Raw genomic sequence first — 14,216 nt, forward strand, 5'->3', positions numbered from 1 at the left:
ACACAAAAAGCCGTTACGATAAATTAACTCCAAACCCACACCAGCTAAAGGCCGCTTATGACAGCGGCTTTTCGTTGTTAAGGTTTTCTATATACGCCTCAAGTGACTCTTTTGACATCTCGTGAACCGGCGCATGAGGGAGTGATTCTAAAAATAGTTTTCCATATGAAGCTGTTTTCACTCGGCGGTCTAAAATCAGCAATGTGCCTATGTCTTTTTCAGAGCGCAGCAAGCGTCCAGCTCCTTGCTTAAAAGTTAACACAGCTTCTGGTAAAGCGACGGCTTTAAACGGATTCTTCCCTTGTTTTTTAGCTGCATCACATTTGGCTTCAATGAGAGGAGAATCAGGCGGCCTGAACGGAAGACGTGCCATGATGACTGTTGTCAGCTCTGAGCCTGGAAAATCAACACCTTCCCAAAAACTACCCGTACCAAGTAAAATAGCTTGTTTTGCTAATTTGAACACTTTCGTTAATTTTACGGGGCTTCCGCCTGTCAAACCTTGAGCAAAAAGGGCTGACTGCATCCCTTCTGTTTTTAGCTCTTCATAGACTGCTTTTAACATCTCATGTGAATTAAACAAAACCAATATTTTTGCATGCTGCTGCTTTTCCATAACCTTTATATATTGCGCAGCCTGCTTTACATAATCTCGTTCATCACGGTTTGTAATCGGCGGCATGTCTGCTGGAACAATGACCTTAAGCTGTTTTTCAAGTTCAAAAGGTGAATCAATTTGCACAAGATGAGGGTAAAAATCTTGCAGGCCAAACCGTTCCAAGCAATAATCAAAGCGGTGATTGATGGTGAGTGTCCCTGATGTGAGGACAACACTCTTTTTGTTCATAAAGAAACGATCAGCCAAAAGCTCCCCAGTATCTAACGGCTGTGCATGCATAAAGACTGCGTTTTTGGCACCTTTTGCATCAATTTCAATCCAAACCGTTTCATCATTTTTCGGTTCAAAGATAAATCGGTACAGTGTACTGCAAAAAGTATGCATAAACAACATGACTTGGTCGTATTCCTCTGCTTCAAAGGCAAAGTGTTCTGTCAGCTGATCACTTTTTTGAAGAAGCTCATTTTTTTGCTGTTCATACAGTTTCTCACAAGCAATTAACAAGGAACAAAGCTTACTTGCTGTTTCTTTAATCCGTTTCCACTGAGCATGCTTTGAATGATGACGTACTCTATGAATGAGACGATTGATGTCGGCTTTTGGTTTTGTCCTTTTCACAAATGAATGGACGGTGCTAAAGAAAGCGTCACTTTCCATTTGAAGCTGATTGAGATACTCATCCATTTCAATAAAGGTGTCTGTCTGTAACCCTGCATGATGAAATCTCTTTTTCAGTTTCTTTAACAGTCCGCCTTGCAAGGAGCCAAGCTGCGTTAATTTCGCGTGAAGCTGGATATAAGACGCACTATCCCCTAGTGTTTCATTGGCTGTTTTCTCAAATTGATGGGCTTCGTCTATCACATATACGTCAGCATGCTGAAAGATAGACGATGCCTCCGTTTGTGATAAAAGCAGACGATGATTCGTTAAAATTAAATCAGCTGTTCTTGCCCTTTTTTTGGCGCGCTCATAAAAGCAATACTCTTTAAAACGGCGCTTTTTCGATGTAAACGGCATATGCACACAAGAAATGCGGTCTTTTATATTGGCAGCTCCTGACGGTAAATTCAGTTCAGATAAATCACCTGTTTCTGTTACAAGGAGCCACATTAAAATTTGCGCCTTCGTTAAGACGACATCATAGTTATCATCTTCCTCATGAAGCACATGCTCAAACTTATCTAAACAAATGTAATGCGCCCGACCTTTAAATACACAGGCAGCAGGCTCAAACGGAAGCAATTGATTCAACATCGGCACATCGCGCTGAAGCATTTGCTGCTGCAAAAGTATGGAATATGTACTAATAATGACAGGTTTTCCTGATTTCCTCGCTTCTAGAGCAGCTGGGATGAGGTAAGCGAGCGTTTTCCCAATACCCGGTGCCGCTTCAATTAATGCATAAGCTCTTTCATGAAACACGTCTCTCACTTTATTCATCATCGTAAGCTGGCCTTCTCTTACCTCATAGCCTTCTACCGTTTGCGGAAGCTTCTTTTTGATCTCCTCAAACAGCTGTTCATCATCTTCACTTACTGAATGTGTCGCCCTACTGATAGGATTGGTGACATTTTTTACAGCAAAAGAGCCGACTTCTACTAAAGAATCTTCCCAGCTAGCATGGCTTGTTTCAAGCTGCTTAATTAAAAGTCCTATATCACTTAGGAGATAAGAGGATAATCTGCGCAGCTGCTTCAGCACATTTTTCGGTGTATGTTTTAATTGATGTAATAAAGTTAAAAATAACATGGCAGTAACTTCCGCATCACTATCCGCCCTATGCGGGTGGTCATGTGGAAGCATGAGCTCTTCACTTAATTCAGTGAGCTTATAACCTTCAAGCTCAGGATAAAGAATTCTAGAGATCTCAACTGTATCAATTGCTAGCACATCCAGCTCATTTTTCCCGCATGCTTTTAGTTCATCATTTAAAAAATTCAAGTCAAAATGAACATTGTGCGCAACAAAATAAGCACCCTGTATGAGATCATACACCTCTTGGGCAATGTCCTCAAAAAACACCGCATCGTCAACCATGTGCTGCTGAATGCCTGTCAGCTGTTCAATAAATCCTGGGATTGCTTTTCCCGGGTTCACATATTTTGAATACCGTTCGACAATTTGTCCATTTTCAATGACCACCGCAGCTATTTGAATGATTTTATCACCCTTTTTAGGTGAATTCCCGGTGGTTTCAATATCAACGACAACAAACCTTTGATCGGTCATAAAATGGACACCTCAATTCCTCGTTTCACCCTAAAGTGAAACACGCTCTGGACAAAATAGATGAAACAGAACAGCCTCTCTTCTGAAACTGTTCTGTTTCCACGGAGCCTGCGTTATAAAATCGTTCTCGCAGGCTCTTGTCCAATCATTTGTTCAATTTGATTTTGTTTATTTAACACGACCACTTTTGGTGTATGTGTCTTAGCTTCTTCTTCTGACAGCATCCCATAAGCGATAATAATGACTTCATCCCCTGGCTGAACGAGTCTCGCCGCCGCCCCATTTAGACAAATGACACCGCTCTTTCTTTTGCCGGGAATAATATATGTTTCAAGTCTTGCGCCATTATGATTATTGACAATTTGTACTTTCTCATTTGCCATCATACCTGCCGCATCAAGTAAATCTTCGTCAATTGTAATACTTCCCACATAATGTAAGTTTGCTTCTGTTACCGTTGCTTTATGAAGCTTAGATGTCATAAAGGTTCTATACATGTTTTTCACCGCTTTCAGGAACATGGAAAATCACATTATCAATCAGTCTTGCCCGTGAAAATTTCACCGCAATCGCCATAATGACTTGACCTGTTAACTGCTCAAGCGGCTCAAGTTCTGGATATGAGTAGATCTCAATATAATCAATTTCTCCGCACGTCTGAACAAGTTCCTCTTCAATCAGCTGGTATACACGACTGACATCACGTTCACCTTTTTCAACAGCTGACCGTCCTTTTTTTAATGCGCGGTATAAAGCGGGTGCTTCTTGTCTTTCTTTTTCTGACAAGTACACATTCCTTGAGCTTTTCGCTAAACCGTCTTCTTCTCTGACTGTCGGTACAGATACAAGGTGAAGATCAAAGAAGAAATCCTTGATCATCGCATCGATCACAGCGACTTGCTGTGCATCCTTTAGTCCAAAGTAGACATTTGTTGGTGACACAAGATGAAACAGCTTTGTGAGCACAGTGACAACGCCGTCAAAATGTCCTGGACGTTTTTTTCCGCATAAGACATCCGTCCGCTTTTGAACCGTCATCGTAATAGATGGTTCATTTTGGTACATTTCCTTCACATCAGGTGTAAATAAAATATCCACCCCTGCTTGTTCTGCAAGACGCTGGTCTCTTTCCATATCCCTTGGATAGGATTCAAAGTCTTCATTTGGTCCAAATTGCAAAGGATTGACAAAAATACTCATCACGACAATGTCATTTTGACCTCTTGCCTCTTTCGCAAGCGTCAGATGTCCTTCATGAAGAAAGCCCATCGTTGGGACAAAGCCGATGGAATGCTGGTTTTCTTGATGCTGCTTAATTAATTCTTTTAGCTCGTGAATATGGGTGACAACGTTCATTTTTTGATTCCCCCATATAAGCCATCAAGGACTTCTTCTTTGATATGAAACGTGTGCATGTCCTCTGGAAAGGTACGTGCTTTTACTTCTTTCGTATATTGAATGAGCGCTTCTTCTAAAACAGTATCAATTTGCGCGTATTGTTTCACAAACTTAGGTGTTCTAGACACCCCGTATCCTACCACATCATGGTAAACGAGAACTTGTCCGTCTGCCTCAGCTCCTGCACCAATTCCGATCACAGGAATCTTCAGCATGTCGGTAATTCGTTTTGTCAGTTCGCCAGGTACGCATTCCAGCACAAGTGCGATCGCTCCGGCTTCCTCACATTTCAAGCTGTCTTCAATCAATTTTTGAGCACTTTCGTGGTCTTTTCCTTGCACTTTATACCCGCCAAGTACACCAACTGATTGAGGTGTGAGGCCTAAATGACTGACGACAGGAATTCCGCCTCTTGTTAAAGCTTGAATGGATTCAAATACTCCATCTCCGCCTTCTAGCTTTAAGGCATCGGCACCACTTTCTTGCATGATGCGTGCTGCATTTTTCATTGTTTCTTCTAACGAATAATGGTAAGACATAAATGGCATATCAGTCACAACAAATGTGTCTTTTGCGCCTCTTTTCACTGCTTTTGTGTGATGGATCATATCATCCATCGTGACTTGAACTGTGGAATCTAGTCCAAGTACAACCATCCCAAGTGAATCACCAACTAAGATCATGTCGACTTCCGCTTTTTCCGCTTGCTTTGCAGCTGGATAGTCGTATGCGGTCAGCATCACTATAGGTTCGTTTTGTTCTTTCATTTTGAAAAAATCTAGCTTTGTCTTCATTTGTTCCTCCTCATTCTGGAGAGGAGATGGCTTGCCTCACACCACATGCTTTGATTTCTCATGTGCGGCGAATCATCCCTCTGTCCAAGTCCCTTAGGATCAAGGCAGAAATTTATCGAATTTTTCTTCCTAACAGGTACAGTTCTTTGCAGATACTGCCCACACGAAGTATATCAAAAATGTGCCGGGTGTTCCACTCAAGTTGACTTGATCTCAATGTCTGCGGAGTAGATTTTTTGGATACCGTCCTCCGTTTCAAGCAATAAAACACCTTCTTCATTGATTCCAAGCGCCTTCCCCGTATATTGCCCATTGACGGTGCGGGCAACAATATGTTGACCGATCGTCATCGCAAACGATTCCCATAATTGTTTAATCGGCGCAAATCCTTGCTTCATGTAATCGTCATACCTTTTTTCAAAAGTGGACATCATCTGTTGTATGAGTGCAGCCCGATCCACTTTTTCATTCAGTTCCATTCGCAGACTTGTGGCGACATCCTTTAGTTCATCCGGGAAGTCATCAACTGTTTGGTTCACATTAATGCCCGGCCCAATGATGACCGCATGAACCTGGTCAGCTTCTGCTTTTAATTCAGTCAGAATGCCAACGACCTTTTTTCCATTCAACAAAATATCGTTTGGCCATTTAATAGATGGATTGAGTCCTGTTTGCTGCGCAATCGCTTCTGCGATGGCTACAGATGCCAAAAGCGTCATTTGCGGCGCTTTATGCAGCGGGATCTCAGGCCGGAGAATAAGACTCATCCAAATGCCTGTCCCATTTGGTGAATGCCACGTTCTTTGAAGACGCCCTTTTCCGTTTGTCTGATGATCGCTGACAACGATTGTGCCGTGGGGCGCACCTTCATTGACAAGATCATGGGCAATCAGCTGAGTGGAAGCGACTTCTTTCTGAAAGTAAATATGCCTGCCGAAGCTCTCTGTTTCCAGACCAAACAGAATTTCGTCCTCACTAATTTTGTCCGGTTTACGAAGCAGACGGTATCCTTTTCTTCTAACTGCTTCTACCTCATACCCCTCTTTTCGCAAGTCCTCCATATGCTTCCACACAGCTGTTCGGGAGCAGCCAAGCTCATCACAAATCTGCTGACTTGAGACAAAATCATGGCTGGATTCTGTAAATAGTTCAATTAATCGTTTTCTAATTGCGGATCGCATGCTTTAAGCCACTCCTCTATGGCTTCTTTTCGGTTTTCTAAACGGTTTTGCAAAACGGCTTTTTTCACAAAATCAAGCTCCTCTGCAATCCATTTCCCAGACGGCTTTTGCCGAAAGGCCATTAAATCTTTTCCTGAAACAGCGAGGTCTTGGAGCTTTTTAATCGGAAGTGCATCATAAGAACGCTTCGCTGCCTCCAGTTCATCAAAGAAAATGCGGCGCTCATGTTTTAGCTGTGTAATCTTCAAACTAGATAAGAGCACGTGTTCACCAGCTTCAAACATGTTTTCCGCATCCCAGTCACAATCAACGTATTGACTAATAGCTACTGCGTCTTTCAAAAGCTTCGTTGACAGCTTCCATTCTTTTAAGAAGGCCGCAGCCTCCGCTTCATTTAAACCTAGCAAATGGATGCAAGCCCCCCATACCTCTTCTAGTCCATCCAGTAAGTAATATGGAAAGGCTTGAAAGAATTCATGAAGACGCTCCTCTTTGAGACCTGGCAATTCTTCATATAATTTGGTTGAAATGAGTACTTGAATGGCCTTCTCACAATGACGGCCTTTTAAAAGCTTCTCCATTTCAATCTTTTTGCGCTCAACTGATATGTTGGCAAGCAGATGCTTATCCTTTTTCATAGCTTCAGCCGTTTCATCAGCGAGTTCAAAGCCAAGCTGGCTTAAAAAACGGACAGCTCTCATCATGCGAAGCGCATCTTCTTGAAAGCGGCACGCAGGATCTCCTACGGTTTGAATTCGTTTCCGCTTAATATCCTGTTTTCCACCTACATGATCAATAATTTCCCCATTTATATCCATGGCCATCGCATTAATCGTTAAATCTCTTCTTAAAAGATCTTCCTTAAGCGACGTGATAAACGCCACTTCTTTCGGTCTGCGAAAATCTTCATATTCTGATTCCGTTCGAAACGTCGTGACCTCATAGCTGACACCATCATGCAACACAATGACAGTGCCATGCGCCTTACCGACATCTACTGTTTTTTCAAATAAGGACTCAACCTTATCAGGTGTTGCATCTGTCGCAATATCGATATCGCCGATTTCCCGTCCTAATAGAACATCTCTCACCGCTCCGCCGACAAAGTAAGCCTGATGCCCATGTTCGTGCAGTGTATGTAATATAGGGATCGCATGTGTGAATGGTTCATTCATCTTCATCATCACCTTCGATCAATTCTAGGTAAAGCTTCTCATATTCACTCACAATCTTATCAGAGGAGAAATGAGCCTGAACACTAGACTGAGCTGCCGCTGACACTTTTTCATGAAGCGCTTCGTCTTTGAGCAGAGACACTGCGTGCTTTGCTGCTCCATCTATATCGCCGAGCGGGACAAGAAACCCTGTTTCTCCATGTGTAATGACCTCTGGAATACCTCCGACATCCGTACCGATACAAGGGACACCGCATGCCATTGCTTCAAGAAGCACAAGCCCAAAGCTCTCCTTCTCCGAAAGAAGCAGCTTCAAATCACTTATTGAATAAAGCTCCTCAACCTTCTCTTGCTTGCCTAAAAACAATACGCGGTCTGTCAGTCCTAATTTTTTCACGAGTTCACATACAACCGATTTCTCAGGACCATCACCAATGAGCAGCAGCTTTGCCTGCACCTGTTCAGAAATCTTTTGAAACACATGAATCACATCATGCACCCGTTTCACCTTTCGAAAGTTTGATACATGGATGATGACCTTTTCGTTCGGTAAAAGACCATAATGTGTCTTTAACAAATCGTGATCTTCACGCAAATACACCCGTTCATCAACAAAATTATGAATCGTATCAATTTTTTTATCTGGTTTGATGAGATCGTACGTCTGCGCAGCTAATGAATGCGACACCGCTGTTACGCGGTCCGATGATTCGATGGCGAACCGGATCACTTCTTTTAATGATGGATCATAGCCTAAAACCGTAATATCCGTTCCATGAAGCGTCGTAACGACTTTCACAGAGTGTCCAGTCATTTGTTTGGCTAGAAACGCACAGACCGCGTGCGGGACCGCATAATGCGCGTGAATAATATCAAGCTTTTCTCGTTTTGCGACTTCTGCCAATTTACTTGCCAGCGCAAGGTCATAAGGCGGATATTGAAAAACTGCATATTGATTCACATCCACCTCATGAAAATAAATATTCGGATATACTTTATTAAGCCTAAACGGAATGCTAGAGGTAATGAAATGAACATCGTGCCCTTTTTCAGCTAAACGTTTTCCAAGCTCCGTGGCGATAATGCCTGAGCCGCCGACACTTGGATAACAAGTAATTCCGATCTTCAGTTTTTTCATAATTACCCCCCAAGTAAGTCATCGTCTATCAAAAGTGGTTTCTTTGTGATAAACCCTTCTGCATAAGCTTTGTTGACTTCTCTTCCATACATAGACTCTCTCATTTTGACAAAATCAATATAACCGTTCACAAGAGGTGTCTCTACTGAGTTTGCCGATTTAACAAATTGGCTTTTATACGCGTGCAAGCTATCAATTTTTTGGTGCATTTCCTCAGAAATATCGATCACAAAATCTGGACGATGGTGCCCATTAATCATGTAATAATACATTTGGCTTATTTTATGCGCTGGCTGCTTGTATGAATCTTCAAATTTATGTATACCTGCAGAAAAAGCGGCCTCTTCTACAAGTGAGCCCGCATGGCCATGATCTGGATGCCGATCTTGGTGGTACGGAGCGAAAATCAGTTTCGGTTTATATGTTCGAATCACGCCCGCAATTTCCTTCATCGCTTCGTCATTTAGATACAGCCCTCTATCTGGCAGTGTAAGCTGGATTCTCGCTCTGACACCTAAAATAGCGGCGGCGGCTTTTGCTTCTTCTTTGCGGCTCTCTACTGTTCCATTTGAAGATAATTCGGCCTGGGTCAAGTCGCAAATCCCGACGCGCGCCCCTTTTTTTACGTATTTTGCAATCGTTCCGCCCATTCCGATCTCTACATCATCGCTATGGGCACCGAATGCAAGGATATCAAGTCGTTTCATTTGTTCCTCCGTTTTTTGCTACATCTCGAAAATCAAACGTACCTTTATTTAAATTCCTGACTAAAATTTCAGCAGTTCCCATATTGGTGGCTAATGGAATGGTATACACATCGCAAAGCCGGATGAGTGCAGATACATCCGGTTCATGCGGCTGCGCAGTTAGCGGGTCTCTAAAAAAGAGCACAAGATCCATTGCATTATCAGCAATTAAAGCACCGATCTGCTGATCTCCCCCAAGTGGTCCTGATTGGAAACGATGAATGGGAAGCCCCGTCGCTTCTTTCACTCTCAAACCTGTTGTCCCTGTTGCGTAAAGTGTATGATCTGCCAAAATATCACGATACGCGGTGGCAAACTGAATCATGTCACTTTTTTTCTTATCATGAGCGATTAAAGCAATGTTCATCAGGAATCCACTCCTTATTAGTCGATGATATTTTCTAAACCATAAACGAGCTGATCAATGTGCATGACCTGCTCTACTGAAAGCTTCACGCCTGACATAAAGGATGCACGGTTATAAGAATCATGACGAATGGTGAGCGTCTGTCCGTCCATCCCAAACAGCACTTCTTGATGTGCAATCATACCAGGAAGTCTCACGCTGTGCAGACGGATACCATCATAATCGGCTCCTCGTGCCCCTTCGATCAATTCTTTCTCTTCTGGATGTCCCTGCTTTTTGCTTTCTCTTACTTCTGCAATCATTTCAGCCGTTTTTAAGCCCGTACCGCTTGGGGCATCTAGTTTTTTATCGTGGTGAAGCTCAATGATTTCAACGTCAGGGAAATAATTCGCGGCCATTTTGGCAAATTTCATCATTAAGACCGCACCGACAGCAAAGTTTGGTGCAATAATACAGCCTATGCCCTTTTCTTCTGTTAATTGCTGAAGCTCTTTTAGGTCATCTTCTGAAAATCCAGTTGTTCCTACGACTGGACGCACGCCATGTTCAAGTGCTTTTTTTGTATGTACTTTCCCGATTTCAGGTGTTGTCAGATCAATTAATACATCTGGTGCTGTTTCTGAAAGACACACATCAATATCCGTATAAATCGGTGCATTAGATGTCGTATGAATCACATCAGATAATTTTTTTCCTTCATGCGTGTGATCAAGTGCGGCCACCAGCTCAAAATGGCCTGTTTCTTCCGCCAGCTTCACAGCCTCTATCCCCATTCTTCCTCTTGCTCCAGCGATTACTACTTTGATGGTTTCGTTTGTCATCGTCTCTACTTCCCTTCTTTTTTCGTCCAGCGGTCTTTATCTCTTGTATTGAATTTATGCATCACACGATCATGTGCTTCTTCTAGTGAAATATCAAGTGAATTAGCGAGGCATGTTAACACAAACAAAACATCGCCAATTTCTTCTTCCATGCTTTTTTCTGTTTCCGTTGTTTTTTTCGGCTTTTCTCCATAGTAATGGTTAACCTCTCTTGCCAGCTCCCCTAATTCTTCTGTCAGGCGGGCCATCATCGCAAGCGGGCTGAAATAGCCTTCTTTAAATTGTCCTATGTAATCATCTACTTCTTGCTGCACGTGACGCAGCGTTTTTTCTTTCGTCATGAAGCTCATCCTCCTATCCATCTCTTACATGTTAGCGAAATCATAAATATTTGACAAATGTTTAAGACTCAGTTTGCTTGTTTCTCTCCCATACCATATAATATTATCGCTGTCTAAGCAAAAAAAGGAGTGGTCTCTTGCTAAAAGAAATTCGTCTTAAAAATATCGTATTTATTTTAATAGGATCTGCGATTTTTTCTTTCGGTCTTGTTCATTTTAATATGCAGAACAATTTGGCGGAAGGCGGATTTACAGGTATTACACTGCTTTTATATTTTCTATTTCACATTGACCCATCTATTTCAAACCTTGTCTTAAACATTCCGATCTTTTTTATAGGCTGGAAAATGCTCGGCAGAACGATGTTTACTTATACAATTGTAGGAACAGTGAGTCTTTCTGTCTTTCTTGCTATCTTCCAGCGCTTTCAAATACATATGCCTCTCCAGCACGATTTAGCCTTAGCCGCCCTCTTTGCAGGTGTATTTATCGGAACAGGCCTCGGAATCATCTTTAAATTCGGCGGTACAACAGGCGGTGTGGACATCATTGCAAGACTGATCAACAAGCATTATCAGGTGGCAATGGGACGAACAATGTTCATCTTCGACGCATGCGTCATCACCATCTCTCTGACCTACTTAAATTATAAAGAAGCGATGTATACACTTGTCGCAGTGTTTGTTGCTGCGAAGGTCATTGACTTCATGCAAGAAGGCGCTTACGCTGCCAAAGGCGCCATGATTATCTCTGAAAAAGATGACATCATTCAAAAGAAAATCACGGATGAAATGGAGCGCGGTGTCACCATCTTAAAAGGGGTCGGTTCCTATACGAAACAGGAGCGCAACGTTCTTTATTGCGTCGTTCCGAAAAACGAGCTTGTCCACCTTAAAAGCGTCGTGACCTCAGTCGATCCTCATGCGTTTGTATCTGTCAGTGACGTGCATGATGTACTCGGTGAAGGCTTTACATTAGATGAACACAAAAAGCCGCTCAATCCGCATTAAAAAAGAAGCACCAGTTTTGGGCTTCTTTTTTTATGATTTAGGATAATCAGCCTGACGTTTTTGCTTCTTTTCTTTTTCTGCACGATATTTCCGAAATCCAACATACGTTAACGTTAATAAAATGATACTCCCGGTTGTTAAGATGACCCATAAAAGCGATGGATCCGCTTCATCTTCATCGACGTGAGCAAACACACTCGATAAATCCTCTTCCAGCTTCGTGAGACGTTCAAGCTTTGTCCCACTTGATGCTTTTAAAAATTCACCTTGCTCAATCACTTCCATGTGCTGCTTAATTGTCTGCAGCTTTTCAGGCGAAATATCAATGGTTAAACTTGGATAGATCATATCGTATAAAGAAACCAGCTCATTCCAAGTTTCATAAAATGTCGTCGATTCTGGATCTTTTACTTCTTTTTTCAAAGTAGGAAAAGAGCCCATAATAGGCTTCTCCAGCGAACCCCAAAGAGGCTCAGAATCCGACTGGATCGCATCAAGCAGCATTCTAAATTGAGAGGCATAACGAAGCTTTTCGCGCTCATTCAATTCTTCCTGCGGCAGCCCTTTTATCATATCTTGATAGCCAAGTGTAATTTGCCGAATCTGCGTATTCGTCAAAGTTCCACGCCAATTCTCAGCTTTAAATGTCTTTTCAACATACAATGCGACTTGTAACGCCTCATCATATTTAGCTTGTCTCGTTAATTGAAAGATGGAATCTGATAGTTCCGTTAATTCTTGCAGCGTGTTAGCAGCTGTTTCCTCACCTTTGACAACTGCTGGCTGTAATACGAGAAAAAATAATAGAATCATCGCGATTGGCTTTCGTTTCATGCAAGTCCCTCCTAGCCCTTCTCCTTACAGCGTATGAAGAAAAGGACAAGGTTAGACCAACATTGTTAAGGGAGTTCAAGCTTGACCGATTTTTTCGATAGAACGAGATAATACGAAACAAGAAGAACCGCAATACTTAGCCAAAACGTCACGTAGCCGATCTCGTTTGAGTAAGCAGACAGCATAGAATAACGGGGCATCATACCAAATACATAATCAATTACATCATTATGTAAGATCCAAATGCCTGCTACCACGAGATGACGCATTTGAAAACGATAATATGGCGCAAACAATACAGCCTGAACCGCCATCGCAAAGTGAGACCCAATCAGCATGTATCCTTCCCACGGAAAATCATCAACAGATAAAAGCACAAAGATATTCATTCCTACCGCCCATAACCCATATTTAATCAAGGTCACAAGAGCAAGTGCTTCAAAATAAGGAGCATTTCGTTTCATCAAAAACGCAAGTAATACAAATAAAAAGAAAAAGCTGGCCGTTGGACTGTCTGGTACAAAAGCTAAAAAGACAGCCGGTGTCTCTACGAGCTGCGGAATATACCAATAGTAGCCGTACACAGTGCCAAGGAAATTGATCATAAGCACCAGCACAAGCATGTAGCGCGTCGCTAGCAAATATTGAATCCATCTCATATGTCTCTTCACTCACGATCTGTTAAAATCAGAAAAAAGCTGACAGCGCCAGCTTTTTCTCTTTTGAGTATATCCTTGTACTTGCATTTAAACAACTGAATTATTTTGATTTGACCTCAGATAAATATTTAGAGAGCTTCTCAAGTTCTTCATCACTACCTTTAAAGACACCCTTCGGCATGTTGCCTTTTCCTTCTACAGCGATTTTAGCGATCTCCTCAGGCGAAAGACCGTTGTCAACGAGTGACGGTCCAGCTGCTCCGCCCTGCATGTTATCCCCGTGGCAGGAGATACATGTCTGCTCTTGATAAATTTTATATTCTTCAGCTGAAGTATCAATCTCTGCTTCTTTCTTAATCTCACCTTGTTTTGCCGCTGCTTCCCAATCATGAGTTGCAACAGACTCCCACGTTAAATATGTTGCTGCGCCGACTGCAAGAATCATCATCCCGACTGCAATTGGTCTTCTATACGGTCTGCGTTCTGGACCTGAATCAAGAAATGGTGCGAGCAAAAGTGCACCAAACGCAATTCCAGGCATAATCATCGCGCCGACGACAGTGAAGTTTCCTGCAGCAAATTCATATTTTAATAACTGGTACAAAAATAGGAAATACCAGTCTGGCAGCGGAATATAGCCAGTATCTGTTGGGTCAGCCATCCGCTCAAGCGGAGGCGCATGAACAACAGTTAGGACAAGAAATCCAATTAAAAAAACGGCACCTACAAGCCATTCCTTTAAAAGAAAGTTCGGCCAAAAGGCTTCTGTTTTTCCCGGATATTCGGAATAGTCTTTAGGTATGTTAGGTTTTCTTTCTGCCGGTATTCTGGAATCTCCGACAAACTTCATCCCTTTTCCCCTATGCAAAGTCATCCCCTCCTCATTGAACATTCATCAAACGCA

The 14,216-nt window shown here is 42.4% G+C and carries 15 protein-coding genes; 1 reads left to right on the plus strand and 14 read right to left on the minus strand.

All coding sequences use genetic code 11. The annotated features are described in order from the left end of the window. Positions 1–55: 55 nt before the first annotated feature. From dinG to MHB41_RS10200, 11 genes are all read right to left on the minus strand, one after another. A complete protein-coding gene (gene dinG / locus MHB41_RS10150) occupies positions 56–2,848 on the minus strand; it encodes an ATP-dependent DNA helicase DinG (RefSeq protein WP_268481317.1) in 2,793 nt (930 codons plus the stop codon). Between the two features lie 113 nt (positions 2,849–2,961). Next, positions 2,962–3,345 (minus strand): aspartate 1-decarboxylase, encoded by a 384-nt coding sequence (panD, locus tag MHB41_RS10155; RefSeq protein WP_230030318.1) that lies wholly within the window; start codon positions 3,343–3,345, stop codon positions 2,962–2,964. Beyond that, entirely contained in the window at positions 3,338–4,204 is an 867-nt protein-coding gene (gene panC / locus MHB41_RS10160) for a pantoate--beta-alanine ligase (RefSeq protein ID WP_065214696.1), read from the minus strand. Before panC ends, panD begins: the two co-directional genes overlap by 8 nt. Next, positions 4,201–5,040: a 3-methyl-2-oxobutanoate hydroxymethyltransferase gene (gene panB / locus MHB41_RS10165; protein ID WP_024422781.1), complete on the minus strand. Its 840-nt coding sequence runs from the start codon at positions 5,038–5,040 to the stop codon at positions 4,201–4,203. The genes panC and panB overlap by 4 nt, the downstream gene beginning before the upstream one ends. A gap of 197 nt (positions 5,041–5,237) precedes the next feature. After that, positions 5,238–6,221, minus strand: coding sequence for a biotin--[acetyl-CoA-carboxylase] ligase (locus tag MHB41_RS10170; protein ID WP_268481320.1), 984 nt, complete (start codon positions 6,219–6,221; stop codon positions 5,238–5,240). Then, the gene (locus tag MHB41_RS10175; protein ID WP_176967033.1) at positions 6,194–7,396 is read right to left on the minus strand and encodes a CCA tRNA nucleotidyltransferase; all 1,203 of its coding nucleotides are present in this window, start codon (positions 7,394–7,396) and stop codon (positions 6,194–6,196) included. The genes MHB41_RS10170 and MHB41_RS10175 overlap by 28 nt, the downstream gene beginning before the upstream one ends. After that, a complete protein-coding gene (bshA, locus tag MHB41_RS10180) occupies positions 7,389–8,534 on the minus strand; it encodes an N-acetyl-alpha-D-glucosaminyl L-malate synthase BshA (protein WP_081124530.1) in 1,146 nt (381 codons plus the stop codon). The genes MHB41_RS10175 and bshA overlap by 8 nt, the downstream gene beginning before the upstream one ends. A gap of 2 nt (positions 8,535–8,536) precedes the next feature. Then, positions 8,537–9,241 (minus strand): bacillithiol biosynthesis deacetylase BshB1, encoded by a 705-nt coding sequence (bshB1, locus tag MHB41_RS10185; RefSeq protein WP_046311596.1) that lies wholly within the window; start codon positions 9,239–9,241, stop codon positions 8,537–8,539. Next, entirely contained in the window at positions 9,228–9,647 is a 420-nt protein-coding gene (mgsA, locus tag MHB41_RS10190; RefSeq protein WP_034280445.1) for a methylglyoxal synthase, read from the minus strand. The genes bshB1 and mgsA overlap by 14 nt, the downstream gene beginning before the upstream one ends. A 17-nt stretch (positions 9,648–9,664) precedes the next feature. After that, positions 9,665–10,468, minus strand: a complete 804-nt coding sequence (dapB, locus tag MHB41_RS10195; RefSeq protein WP_034280443.1) for a 4-hydroxy-tetrahydrodipicolinate reductase — start codon at positions 10,466–10,468, stop codon at positions 9,665–9,667. Positions 10,469–10,473: 5 nt separating this feature from the next. Further along, entirely contained in the window at positions 10,474–10,809 is a 336-nt protein-coding gene (locus MHB41_RS10200; protein WP_024422788.1) for a nucleotide pyrophosphohydrolase, read from the minus strand. A gap of 137 nt (positions 10,810–10,946) precedes the next feature. Here MHB41_RS10200 and MHB41_RS10205 point away from each other — a divergent pair, with 137 nt between their 5' ends. Beyond that, on the plus strand, positions 10,947–11,819 hold the full coding sequence (locus MHB41_RS10205; protein ID WP_024422789.1) for a YitT family protein: 873 nt from the start codon (positions 10,947–10,949) through the stop codon (positions 11,817–11,819). A 30-nt stretch (positions 11,820–11,849) separates the two neighbouring features. On the opposite strand, the gene ypjB is transcribed toward MHB41_RS10205, so the two are convergent. The 3 genes from ypjB to MHB41_RS10220 all read right to left on the minus strand — a co-directional run bounded on the left by ypjB (position 11,850) and on the right by MHB41_RS10220 (position 14,180). Beyond that, on the minus strand, positions 11,850–12,653 hold the full coding sequence (gene ypjB / locus MHB41_RS10210; RefSeq protein ID WP_024422790.1) for a sporulation protein YpjB: 804 nt from the start codon (positions 12,651–12,653) through the stop codon (positions 11,850–11,852). 65 nt (positions 12,654–12,718) lie between these two features. Beyond that, positions 12,719–13,312: a DUF1405 domain-containing protein gene (locus tag MHB41_RS10215; RefSeq protein ID WP_024428102.1), complete on the minus strand. Its 594-nt coding sequence runs from the start codon at positions 13,310–13,312 to the stop codon at positions 12,719–12,721. 100 nt (positions 13,313–13,412) lie between these two features. Next, positions 13,413–14,180, minus strand: a complete 768-nt coding sequence (locus tag MHB41_RS10220; protein ID WP_024422792.1) for a menaquinol-cytochrome c reductase cytochrome b/c subunit — start codon at positions 14,178–14,180, stop codon at positions 13,413–13,415. Positions 14,181–14,216: the final 36 nt, after the last annotated feature.

The sequence above is a fragment of the Bacillus sp. FSL H7-0578 genome, assembly GCF_038630855.1.
Lineage (GTDB): Bacteria > Bacillota > Bacilli > Bacillales > Bacillaceae > Bacillus > Bacillus safensis.